General features: G+C 69.6%; 21 protein-coding genes. 11 read left to right on the top strand and 10 right to left on the bottom strand.

All coding sequences use genetic code 11. The features are described from left to right. Positions 1-319 precede the first annotated feature (319 nt). Positions 320-1,852: a PstS family phosphate ABC transporter substrate-binding protein gene (locus tag MXD62_RS14875; RefSeq protein ID WP_248829849.1), complete on the top strand. Its 1,533-nt coding sequence runs from the start codon at positions 320-322 to the stop codon at positions 1,850-1,852. Here the strand turns inward: MXD62_RS14875 and MXD62_RS14880 are convergent. The 3 genes from MXD62_RS14880 to MXD62_RS14890 form a co-directional block, all read right to left on the bottom strand. Further along, the gene (locus MXD62_RS14880; protein ID WP_248829850.1) at positions 1,827-2,021 is read right to left on the bottom strand and encodes a hypothetical protein; all 195 of its coding nucleotides are present in this window, start codon (positions 2,019-2,021) and stop codon (positions 1,827-1,829) included. The genes MXD62_RS14875 and MXD62_RS14880 overlap by 26 nt on opposite strands. A gap of 125 nt (positions 2,022-2,146) precedes the next feature. Continuing rightward, on the bottom strand, positions 2,147-2,311 hold the full coding sequence (locus MXD62_RS14885) for a hypothetical protein (RefSeq protein WP_248829851.1): 165 nt from the start codon (positions 2,309-2,311) through the stop codon (positions 2,147-2,149). 133 nt (positions 2,312-2,444) lie between these two features. Next, positions 2,445-2,834: an MmcQ/YjbR family DNA-binding protein gene (locus MXD62_RS14890; RefSeq protein ID WP_248829852.1), complete on the bottom strand. Its 390-nt coding sequence runs from the start codon at positions 2,832-2,834 to the stop codon at positions 2,445-2,447. Between the two features lie 124 nt (positions 2,835-2,958). On the opposite strand from MXD62_RS14890, the gene MXD62_RS14895 reads away from it, so the two are divergent. Continuing rightward, positions 2,959-4,608, top strand: a complete 1,650-nt coding sequence (locus MXD62_RS14895; protein WP_248829853.1) for a zinc metalloprotease HtpX — start codon at positions 2,959-2,961, stop codon at positions 4,606-4,608. A 68-nt stretch (positions 4,609-4,676) separates the two neighbouring features. On the opposite strand, the gene MXD62_RS14900 is transcribed toward MXD62_RS14895, so the two are convergent. The 5 genes from MXD62_RS14900 to MXD62_RS14920 are packed head-to-tail and all read right to left on the bottom strand — an operon-like array spanning position 4,677 to position 8,481. Next, positions 4,677-5,849 carry an epoxide hydrolase family protein gene (locus MXD62_RS14900; protein WP_248829854.1) on the bottom strand — a complete coding sequence of 391 codons (1,173 nt, stop codon included), beginning with the start codon at positions 5,847-5,849 and terminating at the stop codon, positions 4,677-4,679. A 44-nt stretch (positions 5,850-5,893) separates the two neighbouring features. Further along, entirely contained in the window at positions 5,894-6,640 is a 747-nt protein-coding gene (locus MXD62_RS14905; protein WP_248829855.1) for an SDR family NAD(P)-dependent oxidoreductase, read from the bottom strand. Between the two features lie 54 nt (positions 6,641-6,694). After that, positions 6,695-7,117 (bottom strand): cupin domain-containing protein, encoded by a 423-nt coding sequence (locus MXD62_RS14910; protein ID WP_248829856.1) that lies wholly within the window; start codon positions 7,115-7,117, stop codon positions 6,695-6,697. 39 nt (positions 7,118-7,156) lie between these two features. Continuing rightward, positions 7,157-7,669 (bottom strand): flavin reductase family protein, encoded by a 513-nt coding sequence (locus MXD62_RS14915; protein ID WP_248829857.1) that lies wholly within the window; start codon positions 7,667-7,669, stop codon positions 7,157-7,159. Next, positions 7,666-8,481: an SGNH/GDSL hydrolase family protein gene (locus tag MXD62_RS14920; RefSeq protein WP_248829858.1), complete on the bottom strand. Its 816-nt coding sequence runs from the start codon at positions 8,479-8,481 to the stop codon at positions 7,666-7,668. The genes MXD62_RS14915 and MXD62_RS14920 overlap by 4 nt, the downstream gene beginning before the upstream one ends. A 423-nt stretch (positions 8,482-8,904) precedes the next feature. Here MXD62_RS14920 and MXD62_RS14925 point away from each other — a divergent pair, with 423 nt between their 5' ends. The 5 genes from MXD62_RS14925 (at position 8,905) to MXD62_RS14945 (ending at position 13,543) form a co-directional block, all read left to right on the top strand. Further along, positions 8,905-10,062 (top strand): LLM class flavin-dependent oxidoreductase, encoded by a 1,158-nt coding sequence (locus MXD62_RS14925; protein WP_248829859.1) that lies wholly within the window; start codon positions 8,905-8,907, stop codon positions 10,060-10,062. A 78-nt stretch (positions 10,063-10,140) separates the two neighbouring features. Beyond that, a complete protein-coding gene (locus MXD62_RS14930; RefSeq protein WP_248829860.1) occupies positions 10,141-11,013 on the top strand; it encodes an SDR family oxidoreductase in 873 nt (290 codons plus the stop codon). Next, the gene (locus tag MXD62_RS14935; protein ID WP_248829861.1) at positions 11,010-11,858 is read left to right on the top strand and encodes an SDR family NAD(P)-dependent oxidoreductase; all 849 of its coding nucleotides are present in this window, start codon (positions 11,010-11,012) and stop codon (positions 11,856-11,858) included. Before MXD62_RS14930 ends, MXD62_RS14935 begins: the two co-directional genes overlap by 4 nt. A 27-nt stretch (positions 11,859-11,885) precedes the next feature. Beyond that, positions 11,886-12,800: an IclR family transcriptional regulator gene (locus MXD62_RS14940; protein ID WP_248829862.1), complete on the top strand. Its 915-nt coding sequence runs from the start codon at positions 11,886-11,888 to the stop codon at positions 12,798-12,800. Positions 12,801-12,928: 128 nt separating this feature from the next. Next, a complete protein-coding gene (locus MXD62_RS14945) occupies positions 12,929-13,543 on the top strand; it encodes a class I SAM-dependent methyltransferase (RefSeq protein ID WP_248829895.1) in 615 nt (204 codons plus the stop codon). 54 nt (positions 13,544-13,597) lie between these two features. On the opposite strand, the gene MXD62_RS14950 is transcribed toward MXD62_RS14945, so the two are convergent. Beyond that, entirely contained in the window at positions 13,598-14,662 is a 1,065-nt protein-coding gene (locus tag MXD62_RS14950) for an NAD(P)-dependent alcohol dehydrogenase (RefSeq protein ID WP_248829896.1), read from the bottom strand. Between the two features lie 182 nt (positions 14,663-14,844). Here MXD62_RS14950 and MXD62_RS14955 point away from each other — a divergent pair, with 182 nt between their 5' ends. Further along, positions 14,845-15,126: a hypothetical protein gene (locus tag MXD62_RS14955; RefSeq protein WP_248829863.1), complete on the top strand. Its 282-nt coding sequence runs from the start codon at positions 14,845-14,847 to the stop codon at positions 15,124-15,126. A 41-nt stretch (positions 15,127-15,167) separates the two neighbouring features. On the opposite strand, the gene MXD62_RS14960 is transcribed toward MXD62_RS14955, so the two are convergent. Beyond that, a complete protein-coding gene (locus MXD62_RS14960) occupies positions 15,168-16,376 on the bottom strand; it encodes an ABC transporter substrate-binding protein (RefSeq protein WP_248829864.1) in 1,209 nt (402 codons plus the stop codon). Between the two features lie 949 nt (positions 16,377-17,325). Between MXD62_RS14960 and MXD62_RS14965 the strand changes: the two genes are divergently transcribed. From MXD62_RS14965 to MXD62_RS14975, 3 genes are all read left to right on the top strand, one after another. Then, on the top strand, positions 17,326-18,441 hold the full coding sequence (locus MXD62_RS14965; protein ID WP_248829865.1) for a hypothetical protein: 1,116 nt from the start codon (positions 17,326-17,328) through the stop codon (positions 18,439-18,441). A 363-nt stretch (positions 18,442-18,804) separates the two neighbouring features. Beyond that, positions 18,805-20,712, top strand: a complete 1,908-nt coding sequence (locus tag MXD62_RS14970) for an Ig-like domain-containing protein (protein ID WP_248829866.1) — start codon at positions 18,805-18,807, stop codon at positions 20,710-20,712. 113 nt (positions 20,713-20,825) lie between these two features. Beyond that, a complete protein-coding gene (locus MXD62_RS14975) occupies positions 20,826-21,971 on the top strand; it encodes a transposase (protein ID WP_251081716.1) in 1,146 nt (381 codons plus the stop codon). The last annotated feature ends 124 nt before the right edge of the window (positions 21,972-22,095 follow it).

Consider the following 22,095-nt stretch of genomic DNA (forward strand, 5'->3'; position numbering starts at 1 on the left):
GCGGAGGGGCGGCCGGGCGGTCAGGGCCGTGGTGATCGCCGGCCGGGTGCTCCGGCCGCGCTGGGAAGGGGCACTCGGCAGTCCCGCTCGGGACGCCTGGCCGCCGGGCTCGGGATGCGCCATGTGGCCGGGGAGGGGCACGACCGTGCGGCTGGCCGGCCACACGGCACATCGGCAGCCGTCTCCCGTATCACCGGATGAATTCGCGGCGAATATCAGGCGACCGAGTAGACCGCGGCTCTCTCCGCCCGTGTCGAGGCCCATACGGTACTCAAATCGACACGTCGGGCCGGTGGGGCATTCGGGGGCGAGCTGAATCGTGAGCTGGCTGAGCGCCGAGAATGTCGTGGCCGTGCTTACCGCGGCGCTCGGCATAGTGGCGTCCTTCGCGGTGGTCTGGTACGAGCGCCGGGTGCCGCGCCGCAGGCGCATTGGCTACCGCGTGCAGATGGACATGCCCATCGGCGGCGACAACCGTGACGGGCAGGGCCAGGAAAACATACGGCTGGGCTTGTTCAACGATCTCCCCGACATGTCGGACGCCACCCTCGTCCTGCTGCGGGTCGAGAATGACGGCGCGCAGAGCGTCGCCGGCAACGACTACACCGGCGGCGACCTGCACGGTCTCACCGCCGTCTTCACGGATCGCATCGTCAGGGGTGTGACCGTCACCCAGCCCAACGCCGACCACCTCATGGAGCACTTCGCGCCTTCGAGGGGGATGCGGCACAGCGGCAACACGATCTACCTGCCTCGTGTCCCGCTCGACAGGGGTGAGCACTACAAGCTTCTGGTGCTCCTGACCGGCGGTAGCGTCGGCTGTGCCGTCCGCGTCGCCGGCGGGATCCAGGAAGGGGCGGTGAAGCCCAACCGGAGCACGACAGTCGATGACAAGCCGCCCCTGTTCAGTCGGCCCGCTCGCCTGATCACCATTGTGCTCACCCTCTGCGTCATGGTGCTGGCGAGCATCATCGTCGTGGGCGACGATCCACCTCCGCCCATCGGCTGCGCCACGGGGCGGCTGACCGTCAACGGGTCCACGGCCTTCGCGCCGGTGGTGCAGGAAATCGCCAGCAGATACGAGTCGGACTGCCCCGACTCGGACATCACCGTGGAGGCGCGCGGCAGCAACGAAGGGGCACTGCGGCTGGTGGAGGCGGGCGAGTCCGACAAGGGATCCCCGGCCATGATCGTCATCCATGACGGTGCCCGTTCGCAGCTTGACGTGCGGCTTCATGGGGAGCGGGTGGCCATTTCCGCCTTCGCCGTCGTGGTGAACGACAAAGTGTCGGTCAGGAGCCTGACGATCGAGCAGATACGCCGCATCTACCGGGGCGATGTCGTCAACTGGAACCAGGTCGGCGGCCCCGACCTCCCGATCCTGCTGGTGAGCCGTGACGCCAACTCCGGTACCCGTGACCTGTTCCGGCGCCGCATCCTCGCCGGCATGGGCGAACCCGCCTTCACCTCGCAGGACTGCGAGCACAAGAATTTCCCACAGGACAAGGTCATCCGCTGTGAGCTCGACAGCACCGAGCGGGTACTGAGAAATGTGGCGAGGCTGCCGGGTGCGATCGGGTACGGCGAACTGCGTACCGCCGAGGCCGTCGAGGGCCTGCACACCGTGCGCATCGACGGGCAGGAACCGTCGATCGAGGCGATCGGGAAAAGTGCCTATCCCTTCGCGGAGGTCGAATACGCGTACACCTTCGGGCAGCCGCCCGCCGGCTCCCTCACCGTGAGCTTCCTCGACTACCTGACGAGGGGCGGTGGGCAGAACGCCATCAAGGATCACGGTGACCTGCCGTGCTACAGCCCGGAAGGCTTCAGGCGTTGCCAGGAGGGATCCTGAACCTCCACCGGCGACGGTGGGCGGGATGCCGACCGGAGTGAGACCCGGCGGAGCCTGACCAGATCGTGATCCGCGCGGTCAGGACGGCAAGGATCTCCGCGCAGATCGCCAGGGCGATCTCCTCGGCGTGCGGCGAGGACACCCCGCCGAGCAGCACCAGGCGCGTCATCGGGACGAACAGCTCGACGACGGTCGTGCCCTGCCGGGCGGCCGCCGTCCCTGCCGCTGGTTTGGGTCGACGTCCTCCACCTCGGCGATGAGCCGGCCGTCGCCGGCGTCGCGGCGCAGGGCCGCTCAGCTGTCCGGCACGTCACGGATCAGCACGCCGCGTACCAGCGCGGTCATCGTCCGGGTGGTTTCCGGCCGGCTCAGGCGCAGGTCGCGGCGCAGCAACTTCCACGTGTAGACGTCGGTCGCCGCGTGCAGCGCGTTGAGGCCGCGCAGCCGGTCCGCCGGCACGGTGGGCAGGTGGGGTGCGAAGACCTCCTCGATCAGGCCCGGTGCGCGGCCCGGGCCTGATCGAGGATGGTGGCCAGGAGCTCGATCGCCGCCGAGCGCGACGCCGGCGACAGTTACTGGTGATCGGGCCAGGTCAGCCCAGAGCTGGCTGCTCGTCCTGCTGGCCGAGCTCGCCGACGGGCGCGTCCGGGGCGCGCATCCGCCAGGCGTCGGTCACGAGCTCCCGCAGGCGTTCGACCGTCACCGCTGCCAGGCGCACCATCACCAGGGGCAGGCCGTCGTAGGCCGGAGTGGTGAAGAAGATGTCAGGCTCGCCGAGCAGGAGCGCCTGCTTTTCGGCCTCGTCGCCGACGAACAGCACCGCGATGTCAGTTCGGATCAGGCGTGGTTTCCCCGGCATGCGCTCGGGATACGACCAGACGAACCCTTTGCCTTCCACCCGGAAGTCAAAGCCCTCGCTCTCGATCTCCACCACGTGCGGCAGTGCCAGTGCCAACCGGCTCACATCGTCAGCGTCAGCCATCGAGATCCCCCCGAGAACGCGCCCGCAGCATGCGACGAGGCTATCCTCCGGCATCCGGGAACGCTTTTGGGTAACTTGGTCCGGGCTGTCTGGCTGAGTTGTCCGGCCGATTCGGGGGCGGAGCGTGACGAGTTACGTCTGGCAGCGTTCGTTGGCCGCGTTGTCGGCGCTGGGCGGTGTACTGATCCTGGCCTGCTGGCTGCTGACCGTCTTCACACCGGTGCCGGTCCTTGTGCCGGTGGCCGTCGTGACCGGCCTCGCCGTCCTGCAGTACCTGGTGGGGCCGCGGGTCGTGGAGTGGCTGGCCCCGGCCCGCGAGCTGGAGCGTGGCGCCGACGGGTATCTCAGCGACGAGCCGGTCGCCGCGATCGTCGCCCGGCAGTGCCGGCTCGCCGGCATTCCGCTGGTCCGGCTCGGCATCGTCGAGGACGGCGACCCCAACGCGTTCACCTTCGGCCGGACCAGGCGGGACGCACGTATCCGGATTTCCCGCGGGCTGCTCGACCGGCTCAACGACCGCGAGGTCGAGGCGGTCGTCGCGCACGAAATCGGGCACATAAGGAATCGGGACTTCGCCGTGATGACGGCGCTGTGCGTGGTGCCGACCCTCATGTACTACGCGGCGGCCGGCGCGCGCAGCAGCGACCAGTCCGGGGACAACGACCCGGTCAGGCTGATCGGGTCCGCCGCCTACCTGCTCTCCGAGCTGGCGCTGCTCAGCTTCTCGCGCGCCCGCGAGCTGGGGGCCGACCACGCTTCCTGCGCGATGACCGGGGACGGCGACGCACTGTGCTCCGCCCTCGTCAAGATTGTGTACGGGATGGGGGAGCGGGATCAGGATCTCGCCGCCCGCGTCCACGCGCTGCGGGAGAGCGACGAGAAAAGAGCGGCCCGTCGGCTGGCCCGCCGGGAGAGCAGGGTCCGGGCAGTCGGTGCCCTCGGTATCGCCAGCAGCGGCTCGGCGCCGTCCGTCGGCCTGATCGGCCCGGAGCTGCCCCCCGAGCGCCTCGTGCGGGCGTTGCGCTGGGAGGCCACCAGCCCCTGGGCGCGCTGGCTGGAGATCCTCTCCACCCATCCCCTCGTCTCGACCCGGATCGCCGCACTGGAGTCGAGTGGCCTGCCCGGTGCGCCCCGGCAGTGGCGGGGAGCCCGGGCCGCGGCGCGCGGAGGCCCCGGCGAGTGGGTCCGGGCCCGCGGCCAGTTCCTGGTGGAGCTGCCCGTGTACTTCGGCGGCTGGATCTGCCTGGGGGCCGCGCTGATCCTCGCCCGCCGCGGGCCCGACCACTACGACCTGGGCTTCCTCGCCGGGCTGGTGACGGCCGCCGGTGCGCTGCTGCTGATCCGCGCGGTCCTGCGGGCGCCGCTGGGCACTCCGGAGCCGGTCGGACGGCTCACCGACCTGCTCGACCGGCTCGACGCCGGGCCACTCGGCGCGATACCGGTCAGCCTGCGCGGGACGATCGTGGGCCGGGGCGGGTTCGTGACCTCGCCCGACCTCGTCCTCGCGGACGCCAGCGGGACGGTGCCCGTCGTGTACCGCCACCCGGCGCCGGGCGGGGGGATCCTGTTCGCGCTGACCCGGGCCCAGTCCTTCGTCGGAGACGAGGTGGTGGTGACCGGGTGGTATCTGCGCGCGCCCCATCCGTACGTCGAACTGCGCACCGTGACCGGCGCCGAGGCCGGAACCGTCCGGTGCTGGCTTTTCGCCGCACGCTATCTGCTGTCCGCCGCGGTGCTCCTCGCCGGAGCCCTGCTGTTCGTGTGCGCCCCCTGAGCCCGATCCTCAACCCGGCCTGGTGCGGTGAGGATGATGCCCCGCGACAGCGGATGTCTCGGCGGACGTCAGGGGGACAGCCCGGCCGCGCGCAGCGGCCGGAAGAACGCGCGGATGTCCGCCACGACGAGTTGTGGTTCCTCAGCCGCTGCGAAGTGGCCGCCACGGCTCATCCGGGTCCAGTGCACGAGGTTCGCCTCGCGCCGCGCGAGAGCGCGGGGCACGTGCGTCAGCTCGTACGGGAACACGGCGATGCCCGTCGGTGACTCCAGGACGGGCCGACGGTCGTGCGAGGGGGTCCACGGCCGCTGGAACGAGTCGGCGTAGAACCGCAGCGAGCCGCCAACGGTGCCGGTGAGCCAGTAGAGGGCGAAGCTCGTGATGAGATCGTCCTTGCTGAAGCGGCGTTCCACGTCGCCGCCGCAGTCGCTCCAGGCCCGCCGCCGCTGAACCATCCAGGCCGCCAGGCCGGCGGGGGAGTCCTGCAACGCCCAGGCCAGGGTCCGGGGTTCGAAGGTGTGCGTCAGGAAGTGCGTGAGGTTGAGCGTCGCGGGGCGCTGCCGGTCGAAGTCGTCGACTTCCTCGGGCGCGAAGTCGTCCCGGCTCACCCCGCCCAGGTCGGTGCCGAGCAGCGCGGGGAACGTCAGATGTGCGCCGACGAGCCGCTCCGCGAACTCGTGGGCGAGTTGTGCGGTGACGTACGCGCCCGAGTCGCCGCCGTGCGCGCCGAAACGCTGGTAGCCGAGTTTGGCCATGAGCTTCACCCACAGCACGGCGGTCTGCCGAAATCCGACTCCGGCCGGGGAGGGCGACGAGAAGACCGAGCCGGGCAGGGACGGCACGACGACGTCGAAGGCGTCCGCGGGATCGGCGCCGAAACGTTCGGGATGGGCGAGCGGCTCGATCACCTTCCGGAAGTCCCAGAAGGTCCACGGCCACCCGTGGGTGAGGACGAGCGGAAGCGGTGCGGGGCCGGAGCCGCGTTCGTGGAGCGCATGGACGGTGACACCGTCGATCTCGCCCCGGACGTGCGGCCACCGGTTCATCGCCGCCTCGTGCGCGCGCCAGTCGTACCGTGTGGCCCAGTACTCGGTCAGCTCGCGCAGGTACGGAGCGGGCACGCCGTAGTGCCAGCTGTCGTCCCGCCCCGGCTCTTCCGCCCGGACCGTGGTGCGCAGCCGGTCGCCGAGCACCGCCAGCCGGTCCTCGCTGATGTGGATGCGAAAAGGCTCGACCGCCACGTGTTCACCCTCCGGCCACGATTACCAGGTGAGACGGCCGGCGGTCAGCTGACGGTGAGGCCGTTGTCCATGGTGTAGACGGCGCCGGTCACCGACCGGGCCGCACCCGAGGCGAGAAAGGAGAACAGCGCGGCGACCTCGGTCGGCTCGGCCAGGCCCCGCAGGCCCGCCATACGACGGGCAAGGTCGGGGTCCATGCCGGCCGGGAACGTCATCGCCGACGCGATGTTCGTGTTGGTGCCCGCCGGGGCGATGGCGTTGACGCGCAGCGGCGTCTTGAGGAACTCGACGGCCAGCGCCCGGGTGAGCTGGATGACGCCACCCTTGCTCATGCAGTAGGCGGCGGAGTACGGGAGCCCCTGAATACCGGCGTTGGAGGCGATGTTCACGATGTTGCCACCCGTCTCCAACAGGTGCGGAATGGCGGCCTGAGCCAGGAAGAAGTAGGCGTCGAGGTTCACGCCCATCACCCGCCGGTACTGCTCCAGAGTCACCTTCGTGGTGTGCTCGGCCAGGTAGATACCGGCGACGTTGCCCAGTACGTCCAGCTGCCCGAACTCGTCGACGCACGCGGCCACCGCCTCGGCGCACACAGCCGGGTCGCTGACGTCAGCCTGGCGGACCGACACCGTGCCCACGGTGAGCGCCTTCGTCTCGGCCAGCCGGCCCTCGTCGATGTCGAGGGCGAACACCGAGGCGCCTTCCCCCGCCAGCCGGATGGTGATCGCCCGGCCCATGCCTGATCCGGCGCCGGTGATGAGGGCGACCTTGCCCTCGAACAAATCTGTCACGACTGACATCCCTCGTTTGGTAGATGGCCACAGGGCGCTGGGTCAGGGCGGCGGTCAGGACGACCGTTGATCGACGAAAATGCCAGGCTGGCCGGCGTGGATCTCGATCCACTCGGCGCCCTCGTCACCGGCCCGCCAGGCATAGAGAAGGTCGGGCGTGAAGAAGCCCATGCCGGCCCCCACGCGCCGCCTGCCGAAGATCAGCTCGCCGCGGAGGACGTAGTTCAGCTGATGGGTACCGTGGCGATGGGGCTTGACCTTCTCGCCCGGCGCGGCGGTCTCATGGTAGACGCAGAGTTCCGGCGACTGGAGAATCGTTCTGGTAACCAGGTCGCGGCCGAACAGGTCCAGGTACTGCCGGGTTTCCTCGGAATCCCCCATGATATCCACGTTGGTACGGCCCGGGAGCTCGTTGACGTCGAAGAAGAACTGTCGAGGTCTCTCCTCTTCGCCGTTCCGGTCGGTGTCGCCGTCCATCAGAACGCTCCTTCCAGTTCGATTCGTGACCATCAATGGTTATCTGACGGTCAGGCTGGCGTAGCCGCTTCGGTAGTAGAGGAGCGGAGCGGCACCCTTGTCGTCGACCGCGAGATCGCGGACCTTCCCGACGACGATGGTGTGGTCGCCGGCCTCGTGGAGAGTCTCGATGCGGCAGTCGATCCACGACGCGACGCCGGGCAGGATCGGGGCGCCGGACGGCGCGGGCCGCCAGGGGACGTCGCGGAAGCGATTCTCACCCCGCACGGTGAACCGGCGTGACAGTTCCTCCTGGCCGTCGGCGAGGACGTTGACGCAGAACCGGCCGGTGGCCCGGATCGACGGCCACGTGGTGGAGGTGTGCGCCACGCAGAACAGCACGAGCGGAGGAGCGAGCGACACCGAGCTGAACGAGTTGGCCGTGAGACCCACGGGACCGTCGGCCGGGTGCGACGCGGTGACGACCACGATTCCCGTCGCGAACGTTCCAAGCGCGTTCCGGAAGGCGTTCGTGTGGTCGTCGGTGTGGTTCGGGGGCCGTGTGCCGCTCATGTCCCCGGCCCCGCCTTCCGCAGGACGGGTTCCAGGCGGTCGGCCATGACCGCATGGCCGTCGTCTCCGGGGTGGACGCCGTCGGCCAGGAGCGACTCGTCCAGCAGGGTCTCGCCGTGCACGAGGGTGAGCGACGGGTCGCCGCCGTCGATGCGTGCCTGGACGAGGGACGCCATCGCGACCCGTAGATCGTCGAGCGTGGCGCCGACGCGGTTGGGGGTGGTCTCGGCGTCCGGGCGGCGGATCGGCGTGGTGACCACGATCGGCTTGTCCGGGTGCCCCTGCCGTACCACGGTGAGGAAGACGTCCAGCCCGGCGCGCAGCAGTTCGGCGGTGTGCGGGATCGTCGACCAGCAGTTGGTGCCGTAGCTGATGCTGATCAGTGCCGCCGGGACGCTCGCCAGGTGTTCGGCGGAGGGGATCTCGCCGCGGGCGGCGCCGGCGTAGCCGAGGTTGCAGACGTCGAGGCCCAGCCGGCGGCCCAGCCGCGCGGGCCAGGACGAGCCCGCCGAGCTGGCGACCCAGCCCTCGACGATGGAGTCACCGTAGGCGAGCCACCGTGGACGGGGCGGTCCCGGTTCGAGGGAACCGCCAACCGGGGCGAGTGAGAGCACGGTCGGGCGCATGCGTTCGGGCAGGTACACGGTCGTCGTCCGCGTGCCGGCGTTCAGGGGCAGCTCCACGGTGCCCTCGCCGTGGACGGCCGGGGCGGTCGCCAGCAGTGAGTCGCCCACCCACATCTCGAAGGTCTGGCCGACGCCGGGGCCGCGTGGGCCGCGGGCGTCGCACTCGGTGCGATACGCGACGACCACCGCCTCGGCGTCGCCCTGTAATTCGAGCCGGACTCCGACCGGAATGGAGGCCGCCTGCCATGTTCCGCCCGGCAGGCGCGGCGCGTCCGTGGTAACCGCGCGCGGGTAGGGAATCTCCGGCGTACCAGCGAACGGGCTACCCCGGAGAAATGGGCGTGGATCAAGCGACGGCATCACGACCTCGCATTCACCGTTGCGTGGCCCGGATGCCTGACGCTTCGAGACCGCCGCATTGTTCCGTATCTGGAACAACCATCTTGCGTTCAGGAACGTAACGACCTGGGAGTGGGGGTGTCAACCGGCTGGGTTAGGGCTGGAGTTCGGGTCGAGCTGTCTGGCGGCGACCCCGTTGACATCGACGGAGCGGCGCTTATGGTGGTCACTGTACCAACCACGCCGTTTGCTATAACAAACGAGGCCGCCGTGAAACTGGATCTGCTGTACGAGGTGGACGTCCCGAAGCCGTGGTCGAAGCCCCATCCCCATGGGCAGCGCGAGGCCGAGCAGGCCGCCTACCGCGAGGCCATAGCCCAGATCCGCCTTGCCGACGAGATGGGTTTCCACACCTCCTGGCACGTGGAGCACCACTTCCGCGAGGGGCGGTCCCACTGCTCGGCGCCCGAGGTCCTCATCGGGGCGCTCTCGCAGGTCACCGAACGGATCCGGCTCGGCTTCGGGGTGACACTGCTGCCGCACGCGTTCACGTCACCCGTGCGTGTTGCCGAGAAGGTCGCCACGGCCGACGTCCTGAGTAATGGGCGTGTCGAATGGGGGACGGGCCGCTCGACCCCCATGGAACAGACCGCCTTCGGTGTCGACATCCCGCAGAGCAAGGATCAGGTACGTGAGGCGATCCAGGCCATTGTCGAGGCCTGGGAATCCGAATACTTCTCGTTCGAGGGAAAACACTGGCGATTCCCCGCGGCGGGCAACGTCCCCGTCCGCATGGTCACCCCCAAGCCGGTGCAGGATCCGCACCCACCCTGCTGGATGGCGGCGTCGAGCACGGGCAGCGCCCAGGCCGCCGGCGCCATGGGCCTCGGCCTGCTCTCACTGTCGATCATGCGGCCGCTGGAACAGATGGCGCAGACCATCCAGCTCTACCGGCGGGCCGCTGCCACCGCGCGGCCGATCACGCGCGTGGCCAACAACCAGGTCGCGGCCTACACGCTGGTCCACTGCGCGGACACGATGGCCCAGGCCGAGGCGAACGGGATCTGGGACGCCACCTGGTGGTGGTACCGGAACCTGGCCGAGTTCACGCTGGAGTGGGAGTTCCCGCACGCCTCCGAGCAGGAGCGGGAGAAGATGTTCCCGATCCTCGAGCAGCGGCGGAACGCGCCGCCGGATCCGAGGCAGTTCAGCGACGCCGACATGATCATCGTCGGTGATCCCGACGAGTGCCTGCGCAAGATGCTCCGCTACGCCGAGCTCGGGGTCGACCGGCTGCTCTGCTACGTGCAGTTCGGCCGGCTGTCCCACGAGGCCGTGATGCGCACCATCGAGCTCCTCGGCACCCACGTCATCCCCGAGCTCGAACGTCGCGAGGTCCAGGTCTCGACCTCGGTGACCGCCACCTGATCCCGATGATCCCGATCGCAGGCAGCGGCAGCGGCAGCGGCAGCGGCAGAGACAGAGGCGGCAGCGGAGGCGGGAACGATGACACGGCTGGATGAATCGGCGATCCCCGACTACCCCGGGCTGCTGCGCCTCGACGGACGGGTGGCGATGGTCGTGGGGGCCGGCCAGGGCAACGGCCGGCACACCGCCCACGCGCTGGCGTCGGTGGGAGCCAGGGTCGCGTGCGTCGACGTGGATCCCGACCTCGCCCGCGAGATAGCGGCCGAGGTGGGTGGCTTACCCTGCGTCGCCGACGCGCGCCGGCGCGACGACGTCGAGCGCATCGTCGCCGAGACCCTCGCGGCCTACGGGCGCCTCGACGCCGTCGTCGACATCGTCGGCATGGCCCTGTGGTCGACGCTGCTGGAGGTGACGGACGAGGACTGGGACGCGACCTTCGGGCTGGTGCTGCGGCACGCCCACCTCATCACGCAGATCGTGGGCCGGCAGATGGTGGCCGCCGGCGGCGGGGCGATGGTGTTCACCGCCTCGGTCAGCGGCCTTACCAGCGCGCCCAACCACGCCGCCTACGGAGCGGCCAAGGCCGGCCTGCTGTCTCTCGTGCGCACGGCGGCCGTCGAGCTCGGCCCGTCGAACATCCGGGTCAACGCCGTGGCACCCGGTTCCATCCGGACGCCGCGCATCATGCGCGCACTACAGGCACGGGGGGACGTCCCCCCGCCGCCGGCGGTGGAGCCGCTGGGCCGTTCGGGCGAGCCGCGCGACATCGCCGGCGCGGCCCTGTTCCTGTGCTCCGACCTCTCCCGGCACGTGACCGGCCAGACCCTCGTGGTCGACGGCGGAGCCACCGCCCGCTTCGCCTACATGGGCTCCGGACTGTCGTCGGCGGCACCGGCTGCTCCGGCGACGTCGCCCCCGGCGGTGCCGCCCTCGACGGCCACGCCGTCATGACCCGGGACGGGGCGGCCCTCGAGGAGGACGGACGCGCGGAGCCGGTCAGGGCGCTGGGCCGGGCGTTCGACCTCACCGGCCGGGTGGCGATCGTGACCGGGGCGGGCCACGGCATCGGCCGGGGCGTCGCCCGGGTGCTGGCGGCGGCCGGCGCCGTGGTGGTGTGCGCGGACGTCGACGCCGGGGCCGCGGCGGCGACGAGCGAGAAGATCGCCGCCGTCGGCGGGTCGGCGGCGCCGGCCGCCGTCGACGTGTCGCGCCGGGACCAGGTCCACGACCTGGTGCGCGCGGCGGCGTCGGAACACGGACGGGTCGACGTGATGTGCAACAACGCCGGAATCATCATCGACGTCCCGGTGCTCGATCTGTCCGAGGAACAGCTCGACCGGGTGCTGGCCGTCAACCTCAAGGGCGTGCTGTTCGGGTGCCAGGCGGCCGGGGCCGTGATGCGGAGCCAGCGGGCGGGCAGCATCATCAACATGGCGTCGGGTGCGTTCGACACCGCCCCCGCCCGCCTGGTGGCCTACTCGATCTCGAAGGCGGGGGTGGTCCAGATCACTCGTACGCTGGCGAAGGAGCTGGGCCCGGACGGGGTCCGGGTGAACGCCATCGCGCCGGGTCTGGTCGAGACCGACATCACGCGCCGCCACTACGCCGCCGAGGACGGGACCGTCGATGAGGACAAGCGCGAAAGATTCCTGGGACGGAGCCGGGATCTGGCGCCGCTGCGGCGCATCGGGACGACGGAGGACGTCGGCCACGCCGCGCTGTACCTGGCCTCCGAAGCCGCCCGGTTCGTCACGGGCCAGGTCCTGCGGCCCAACGGCGGCGCGTCGATGCCATGACGTGACCGCGCGGCGCAGGCCCGCCTGATGCCGCGGCCCGCCCCGGGGGTCGAGCGGACCGTCGCGCTCATCACCTTCCTGAGCCAGCATCCCGGCCGGCCTTTCGGCCTGTCGGAGCTGGCCCGGCGGCTGGAGATGAACAAGGCGACCGCCCACGCGATGCTCGCCACCCTCAGCGACGCCGGCTGGCTGCTGCGCGACCCGGAGGACAAGACCTACCGCCTCGGGCCCGCCCTGGTGGCCGTCGGCGACGCGGCCGCCGGATCCGGGCGCCACGCCCTCGAGCTCGCGCGGCCGCACATGCGCCGGCTCAGCGACGAGCTCGGTGTCCAGGCGGTGGCGAGCTCCGTCATGGGCGAGGACATCGTCGTCCTCGCCGTCGAGGGGCACGCCGCGACGCCCGTCGGGTTCGGATCAAGGCCCGGTAACCGGGTTCCGCTGTCGCCGCCGCTCGGGACGGTCTTCATCGCCTGGTCCGACACCGAGACCGTCGAGCGGTGGCTGCGCCGGCTGAGCCCCCGTCCCGACGACCACCGGCTCGGCATCTACCGCGACGCCATCAAGGCGATCCGGCTCCGCGGTTACACGGTCGCGCTCGACGACGACCGGCACCACAGCCTGGCCCGGGCGCTGAGAACACTGGCCGCGGGCGACGGTGACGCCGAGGTCCGTGCCGCGGTCGAACGCGTCATCCAGGCCCGGGGCGTCGACGACGACTACCTGCTCGTCGACCTCGGCGGCATCGAGTCCTACCAGCTCAGCCTGATCGGGGCGCCGGTCTTCGACGGCGCCGGCCGGGTGTGCCTGGCGGTCACCCTCGCGGGCTTCCCGCACCGCCTGAGCCCACAGCAGGTCGTTCCCTACGGCCGGCGGCTGACCGCGGCCACCACGGCGATCACCCGGGAGATCGGTGGACGCCCACCCAACCAGGCGGGGAGCTGACCCTGGGCCCGGCGCCGCCCGCCCCGTTGCCGCCGGCGCGGGAGCAACATGCCTTGATGGTCAGCTCGCGCCCGGGTACCAATGCCGGGACAGGGGGCCGGACACCCATGCCGCGACAGGGAGAGACGATGGGCTTCTACGACGATCAGGTGCTTCCCCGGTTCATCGACCTTGCCCTGGGCAGGCCCGTGGAGACCACCCGGGCGCGGGTGGTCTCCGGGCTGACCGGCGAGGTCCTGGAGATCGGGTTCGGCTCCGGGCGCAACCTGCCCCATCTCCCGCCGCAGGTCACCCGGCTGCTCGCCGTGGAACCCGCGGTGGTCGGTCGCAGGCTGGCCGCCGGCCGGCTCGCCGCCACCGCCGTCCCGGTCGAGTTCGTCGGCGACGACGGCCAGCGGCTCCCCGTCCCGGACACGTCGGTCGACCACGTACTGGTCACCTGGACGCTGTGCACCATCCCGGACGTCGAACGCGCGCTCGGTGAGGTGCACAGGGTGCTGCGCCCCGGCGGGACGCTGCACTTCGTCGAACACGGCCGTTCACCGAGACCCGGTGTCGCCCGGTGGCAGGACCGCCTCACTCCCCTCTGGGGGCGGTGCTTCGGCGGCTGCCATCTGAACCGGCCGGTCGACAGGCTGATCGAGAACGCCGGGCTCACTCTCGACACCATCGAGACCTACCGGATGGGCGGGCCCGAGTTCTTCGGCTTCGCCTACGAGGGCATCGCGTCCAAAACGGACTGACAGCGGTGGTCGGCGCGGTCCCGGGCAGCGCCCGGTAGGGCCGCCGACACCGGATCAGTCGAAGACGATCACCTGACGGCCGACGACGTCACCGCGGGCGAGTGCTCCCAGGTTATCGTTGATGTCCTCGAACTTCACCGTGGTGACGGCGTGTCTGATCCGCCCCGCCGCGGCAAGGGAAAGGACTTCGGTGAGGTCGTTGTAGTTGCCCCAGAACGATCCGAAGTAGGAGAGTTCGGTGCCCACGATCACGTTCAGTGGTACCTCTACCTTGGTACCCATGAGTCCCACCGAGGCAACTGCTCCCTCGGCCGCGAGAATCCCGAAGTCGAGCGCGATCGACGCGGGGGCACCGGCGCAGTCCAGGATCGCGTCGACCGTCCGCCGTCCGGTGAGCCTCTCCAGGTCGTCCTGTACCTGACTGGAGCTCAGGTCACGGGTGTTCACGGTGTGATCGGCACCGTTGCGCCGGGCGAGCTCCAGCTTCTCGTCGGTGCGGGAGAACGCAACCACGGTGGCTCCACCGCCGAGCAGCTTTGCGTACTGCACGGCGTAGCTGCCGAGTCCGCCGATGCCGGCGACCACCACGGTGCGCCCCGGTCCGAGTTTTCCAGCCGCCCGCAGTTTCTTCACCCCGCGGTAGGGAGTCAGCCCGGCATCGGTCAACGGCGCGAGATTCTCCGCCTTCTGGTCGCCGCCCGGCACCCGGACCAGGTGCCGATGGGGAACCACCACGTATTCCGCGAAGCCACCGGGCGGGCCGAATCCGATCCATCCACCGGTCCCGGTACACAGTTGTTCATTGCCCGCATGGCACTGGCGGCACGTTCCATCTCCCCACCCCGGGTTGACCACCACCAGGTCGCCTTCGGACAGGCCCGCCGAACGCGGTACGGCAGAGCCGATTCCGGCCACGCGGCCTGCGACCTCGTGCCCGGGTACGGCCGGGAACTCCATCGGTGCGGCCGGCTGGAAGTAGCCCTCGAGCAACTGGTGGTCGCTGCGGCAGATCCCGGCCGCCGCCACCTTTATCAGGACCTCGCCCACCCCAGGAGCAGGCACCGGAATCTCCTCGAGCCGCAGTGGCTCATGGTACCCGTACATTCGGGCCGCTTTCATCAGCACGGCGATCTCCTTCGCTCCGCCGGAACATGCGTTGTTCTACCCCGAGTTGCCAGTTCCAAGCGTGCGCGCGTTCCAGGCAGATCACGCGCTTTCGGGGAAGTTTTTCGCTCGATCAGTCGTCGGAACTAACTACATTTATCTATTTACCCAGGTCGGGGCATAGTTTCTGATCGTGTGTGCTGCCCCAGGGCACCCTTTCGGGAGAGGACGACATCTTTCGGGCGGCCGGGTCCCAGGAACCCACTCGGCTGGACGTGGCCGGCGGGCTCGTCGTCGAACGCAGCGCCGACGAGGTGGTCGCCCCGGTGTTCTCGCTGTCCAGCGCGGCCCCCCGCCTGTTCGGTGACCGGCGGGGGGCGTTCGAGCGCGACCTGCGCGGACTTCTGCGGGAGACCTCGGCGACCGGCCGGTTCTCCGAGCGCACCCGTGACCTCAGGCTCGAACTCCGGCGACCGTAACCATCTTCTCGCGCGCGCCCCGGCGAGAGCGTCCACCCACGTCAGCCGCTCGTGCCGTCGGCGCAGAGGCGTGGGCGGGCGACCTGGAACCCGGTGCCCGTGGGGTTGACCTGGACGAAGGCGTAGCAGTTGAGCGCCCCGGTCCGGTTCGTGGCCAGGTCGACGGGTTCGATCAGGCCGCCTGCGTCGTAGTCGGACACTGACCGCAGCGCGCTGATGAATCCGTCGCGGGTGGGGCAGTCACCGGCGAGGTCGAGTCCGCGCAAGAACATGTCGGCGTAGATGTACGCGTTCATCGCGAACTGCTGCTCTGGCTGCGTGGCTTCCGGCGCGTAGCGGACCATCGCGGCGCGGTACCGGTCGATGGCCGCGCCGCCCGCCTCGAAGGGGCGGAAGTACGCGGGGATCGAGACGCCCGCGAGTGCCGGGCCCAGGGTGGGCAGCAGGCCCTGGTCGTACCCGGTGAACGAGACGGTGGTGGCGAGGTTCAGGTTCGCCGTACGTACGGCGCCCATGATCTCGGCGAGATCCTCGGTGGTCGTGAAGCCAACCAGCGCGTTGACGCCGGAGGCCGCCAGCTGCTGGGCCACGTGGGCCGGGCTGTCAGCGCTGTGCGCGTAGGAGATGGTGTCGGTCACGGTGAGCCCGACCGACTCGAAGGCGCTCTTGTACATCTTGATGACATCCAAAGTGGACGCCGACGACCCCGTGATCACGACGCCGACCTTGCTGCCGCCGCTGTCCCGGAGGTAGCGGCCGATCGTGACCGGCGAGGCCTGGTACATGGTGGAGAACATGTTCTGGTATCCGGCCCAGGTCGGCAGACCGAACCCGATGACGGGAACATTCTGCTTCGCCAGGTCCGCCGGTGCGTTGCCGAAGGCGGTGGTGATCGTCACGAGGCCGAAAGTACTGTCGCCGCGGAGGAGCTCCTGGATGACGCGGGCGTTCTGGGTGGGGTCGTTCGCGTCGTCACGCCACTGGTAGACGATCTTCCGGCCGTGTACCCCGCCCTCCTCGTTGGCCAGGCCGAACCGGGCGTCTGCCCCGGCTCGGGCCGAGGCGAACGCGTCACTGCCCACGCCCGAATCGGAGAACACCAGGCCGAGGTTCACCTCGCCGGGGGTGACGCCAGGGCTGTCGCACGTCGCGGCGTTTGCCGCCCCCGGTGTCGAGGAGCAACCAGTGACTGCCGCAACGAGAACCGCGGCAGCCACGCCAAGTAACCGTGTCGTTCTACCTAAGCGCACCCGTACCTCCACGATGGATCGACGAAGACGGTGGAGGGCATCGGTGCGGCGCACCAGCTTGTCTTCCGCCGTCGGTCAGGTCATTTCTCTAGCCTATTTAGACGATGTCGCAGCTCAGGATGGTAGCGACCGGCCCCGCTCGACGTTCCGAGGGGCGGGTCGGACTCGCCTTCGAGGCGGGAGCGAAGGCGCGAGGGCGATTGGCCCGGCCGCGCGATTTCCGCGCCGACTCGTCGGCGGGACTCTCTCCGCAGCGGACTTCGCCAACGGTAGTGACCGCTAACCCTTGGGTGATTTGGTCACATAGGAAGACTTTGTCCGAGAAGCGTCATCTCCCGGTGTCAGCCGGCTGAGGACGTCCGGCGTACGGTCGAGAGCTGGCCGGGGGCGGCAAGCCTGCCGAGGGGCCGCGCAGGGGCGGGATGCGCTCGACCACCTGGCCGCTCTCGCGCTGATCGCGCGGTGGTCACTCCTCATCCCGGATCGTCACTCCGGTAAGTCGTCTGATAATCACTATCCGTGCATCGCGCATGTCGGCTCCGTTCCAGACCCGACCAGCCTGTGACGGCGCGAGCAACGTGAATCCGCAGATGCGGAGAAAGCATCGCCAAAACCACGTATCCGCAACATGTAATGGCTTATGCTGCCGCTACCGAGGATCCCTCCTGCTGTGGAGGGTTGGGCGTGAGAGGTCAGTGAAGTAGGCACGCGCTCCGGGGTTCCCCTGCGGAGCGAGCGGTGCGGCTCCGGTGCCGCTGGGCGTGTTCGTGCTGCGGAGAGCCGACTGGGCGGTCAGTCAGCCGGTGCTTGGACGCAGCTCCAAGAAGGTCCAGGTCGCGCTTTTTGCTGTGCAAGAAATTCGGCGCGGAATAATTCGGTGGCCGGCTCTCACTCTCTCGCCAGGTCGCGGTTGGTAGGCAATTCCATCTCTCCGGCAAGGAAGAAGGCGATGGCGAAAAAATCCCTACGTCCCCCCTTGTTCACGGCGCTCGTCCTGGGGGCCGCGCTGGCCGTCACGCTGCCAGGAACCGCATATGCGTCAACCACTATCACGGTGCGTAGTCCCGGTGCCACGGCTGGGCCGGGCTCGGCCAATTCGGAGAGCACGAGCAACGCGAACTGCCGGACCGGTGGTGACATCGACGACGTGGTCTCCGGTGTTGGGATCAACCAGACTGTCGGTACCGGAACAGCGCAGAGCAATCTGCACGTCAAGGGAATCGTCCCCTTTGACGGGACTGCTGAGTACGTCGCCCCCGGTTACTCGGCCGGGGTCGTCGACACTGATGCGACGCAGGCGCGAGCCATCGGCGGCACAGGTGGGTCGGGCGGCGGCCTCGATGCCGCATTCGGTTCCACGCCGTATGTCATGTGCCTGGACCCCGGTGACACGGTCACGGGCACCCAGATCGTGATGAACAGCGTCGCCGGGCCGACCGCCGCTGGTGGGACGATCGACCTGGCGGTGGCGACCTGCCCAGAGGGCACGCGACTGCTGGGCGGCGGGGCGCGAACCACCCCGGGCACCGTGGGGGCCCTCAAGCCTGTCGTCAGCTACCCCACTTACTTCGACGGCACTGGTGCGAGCACGCACGACAACGGTGGGATCGCCGCCGATGACGGGGAGACCAACCCGGACTCCTGGGCGGCGGGCGGCCTGTATGGCTCCACAACCACAGGCTCTGCCAACACCACCTACGCGTATGCGATCTGCAGCGGGGATGACATCGACGTCAGTGGCGTGACCGTCACCGTGCGGTACAACGAGTCAAGCGGCCCGACCAGCGTCGGTGCGCCCCAGAAGACCACCGTCGGCTGCGGGGAAGGTGACGGGACGCTGATCAGCGGCGGCGCCGGTATCAGCGGGGGCGACATCACGACGTCCGACTTCAGCGCACCCGGAGCGCAGGGTGATCACTTGAACGGCAGCTACCCCAGCGACGGGAGCGGTAACCCGCTCACCAGCTCGCCGGCCGACTGGACGTCCACCACGCACACCGGCGGAATGGGCTCGACGAGCGCCACCAGATCCCATGTCTGGGCGCTGTGCATGACCGGCAACTGACCGGCAACCGACCGGCGCGCGCGGCCACGGCTGCTCAGGTCGGGGAGTAACGGCACGAACCCGGCAGACGGGCGCGGCGCCCGACGCGCGGCCCGCCTGCCGGGCAACTTGACGTGGTGGATCTATCGCATGCAGTGGCGACCTGTCGGCTTATTCCGCGGATGCGGAAACTTTTGCCAGTAATCTCTCGCATTTGCGTCGATGCAAGTAGTACGGTCCTGTCGCTCAGGCAGGTGACGATCCGCAGCCGCGGATGATCTCCTGGCGTGTCCGGTCCCGCGTCGTCACCTGGGTGGGCTCCAAGTCGGGTGCGGGCTGTTGCCGCGTCTGAGATCAACCAGGTGATTCCGGGGGGGCGGGGAGATGCTTCGCAGGGGCTGGACCGAGGGCCTGGGTGGGCCGAAGTCGGCGACGAGATCGTCGCCGGGTGGTGTGGTCGTCGGGCTGTCCGCACTCGCGTTGGTCTTCGCCGCGGCGGCGCCTGCCGCCGCGGCACCGACGCCGGGTGTACCTGAGGCGGGTACGCCGGCTGAGCCGGTGGTCCATGTGACCACCGCCAACCTTCCCGTCCCGGGTGCGCCGTCGGCGTGGGCGACTGCGGTGACCTCGTGTCCGGTGGGCAGTGTGCTGGTCAGTGGGGGTATGTGGGGCAGCAGGACTGATGCCACCGACCCGGTCCCGCCGATCAACGGGCTGCGGGCGAAGGGGACCTTCCCCAGTGACGCAAGCGGAACCATGAGCACGAACGGTGCGCAGAACCCGCAGTTCTGGGCGGCTCTGGGCAATTTCGGTGGGCAGGCCGAAGAGGGCGACAAGATCACCAGCTTTGCGATGTGCGCCGAAGGGACGAAGCTCGACCACCGGGTGATCTCAGTCGCCTCCGTCCCCGCCCCGCGCCAGCTTGGCTCCGCCCAGGTCACCACTGCGTGTCCCGAGGGGACCGTCGTGGTGGGTGGTGGCGGGCACACACTGCCCCCGGAGGCGGCCAGCCTGAAGACGGTGGGCAGCTTCCCCAGCGACGCGCAGGGGAACCCGCTTCCGGACGGGGCGACCAACCCCCGGTACTGGACCGCCATGGGTATCGCGGGCGGGCGGGCCGAGGCGACTGCGCAGACCTTCGCGTACGCCGTGTGCGCCGAGCCCGGTGATATGGACATCTCGGTGGTCCGGACGGTTGGTCTCGGCCCGCAGGAGGGCAGCACCTACGCAATCATGACCGCGAGCTGCCCGGCGGGTCGCACCCTGCTGGGAGGCGGCCAGCACCTGGAGAAGGGTGTCACAGGGGGGAGTCCTACCGGCGGCACCCACCTGCGCGGCAGCTACCCCAGCGACTCGGCCGGCGATCCCGTTGTCAACGGGTCGACCAATCCCACGTCCTGGAGTGCGATCATCGCGGCAGGCGGGTCCGGTGGCACGGGCGACCAGGTCGCGAGCGGCTTCGCGCTGTGCGCCGATTTCGATCATGACACGTCGATCTCGCTGACGGCGAACACCACAACCCCGCTGTTCGGGCGGCCCGTTGACCTGACAGCCTCGGTGCAGCCGGGTGTGCCCGATGTCGGCAGCCCGAGTGGAACCGTGACGTTCTCCGACGGGGCGACTCCGCTGGCGACCGTTCCGCTGACCGCGGGGAAGGCCACCTTCAGCACCACCAGGCTGCAGCCCGGCGCACACCAGATCACGGCCAGCTACAGCGGAGGCCCGACCTTCAAGCCCAGCGCCACCGCGGCACCGACCACCATCACGGTCGGCTTCAGCCAGCCCTGCATCACCACGGCACACAACGCACCTCTGACGGTGGCAGCCGGCCAGTCCCTCTGCTTCGGGCCTGGCGGCAGGCAGTCGGGGCCGGTGACGATCAAACCGGGCGGTGCGCTTGCCGTAACCGGGGCCCAGATCTCCGGACCGGTGTCCAGCGACGGCGCCGCGGCGCTCACGCTGTGCCAGGTGTCGGTGAGCGGGCCGGTCACGGTTCGGGGCAGCACCGGTTATGTCCTGATCGGCTCAGACCACCTGCCCTGCCCGGGCGGCAGTATCAACGGGCCGCTGAACGTGAGTGGCAACACCGGCGGAATGCAGGTCTCCGGTTACACGGTCAGTGGGCCGGTTCAGATCGGCAACAACAGCGGCAGCGGCCTGCTCCCCGAGGATGCCGTCCCCGCGTTCACCGCGAACCGGGTCGGTGGCCCGCTCGGCTGCAGCGGGAACACCCCGACCCTGCGCCAGACAGACAACACCGTGACCGGCCCCCGATCCGGACAGTGCAGGTAGGGGCAGTCGAGCTGGGCCGCTGACCGGGGAACGTAGCGCGCAGGCCCCGTCCTTCAGTGCGGGGATAGCGCATCAACGACAGAGTGACAGGCAAAGACGGTATCCTGTCAGCTATGGGGAGCAGGGTGGTGAAGCGGGCGTACCGCTACCGCTTCCACCCGACCCCAGAGCAGGCCGAGCAGCTCGCCCGCACCTTCGGCTGCGTCCGCTACGTCTACAACCGGGCGCTCGCCGAGCGGTCTCGCGCGTGGTTCCAGGAACAGCGCCGCATCACGCACGCCGAGACCGACAAGATGCTCACCGCGTGGAAACGGGGCCCGGAGACGGCATGGCTCGCCGAGCCGTCGAAAGGACCCTTGCAGGCCACGCTACGGCACCTTCAGTCGGCGTTCGTGAACTTCTGGGAGAAGCGGGCCGGCTACCCGTCCTTCAAGAAGAAGGGCAAGACCCTCGATTCGGCGACCTACTTCCGGAACTGCTTCAGCTACCGGAACGGTGCTGTCACCCTCGCCAAGCAGGACCGGTCGCTGGACATCGTCTGGTCGCGTCCGCTGCCCGACGGCGCGGACGTGTCGCAGGTGACGGTGTCGCGGAACAGTCGCGGCCAGTACCACATCTCGATCCTGGTCGAGGAGACCATCACCACCCTGCCTCCGACATCGGGGCAGGTGGAGATCGACGCGGGGATCACGAGTCTGGTCACTCTGTCGACCGGGGAGAAGGTCACCAACCCCCGGCACGAGCGTGCCGACCGGGCTCGGCTCGCACGCGCACAGCGGGAACTGTCCCGCAAGGAGAAGGGCTCGGCGAACCGGGCGAAAGCCCGCGCGAGGGTCGCGAAGGTCCACGGCCGTATCCGGGACCGTCGCCGGGATCATCTGCACAAGCTGTCCACGAGGATCATCCGCGAGAACCAAACGGTGGTCATCGAGGACCTGTCCGTCCGCAACATGGTCCGCAACCATGCGCTCGCACGGGCGATCTCCGACGCATCGTGGTCGGAGCTGCGGACGATGCTGGAGTACAAGGCCGGCTGGTACGGCCGCACCGTGATCGCGATCGATCGTTTCTACCCGAGCAGCAAGACCTGTTCGGTGTGCGGGTCGATCGTCGAGAAGATGCCGTTGAACGTCCGGGAATGGGCCTGCCGCGGCTGCGGCACAGTTCACGACCGGGACGTGAATGCGGCGCGGAACATTCTGGCCGCGGGGCTCGCGGTGGCTGCCTGTGGAGATGGAGTGAGACCGCCTCGCTCCTGAAGCGAGGAGGCGTCCGTTGACGAAGCAGGAACCCGCATCGCGAGGTGCGGGAATCCCCGGCATGAATGCCGGGGAGGATGTCAATGTTCGATCGTGGCAGTGTGGCGCAGGTCCGTGGGACAGG

Source organism: Frankia sp. Mgl5 (assembly GCF_023242985.1).
Classification (GTDB): Bacteria; Actinomycetota; Actinomycetes; order Frankiales; family Frankiaceae; genus Parafrankia; species Parafrankia soli.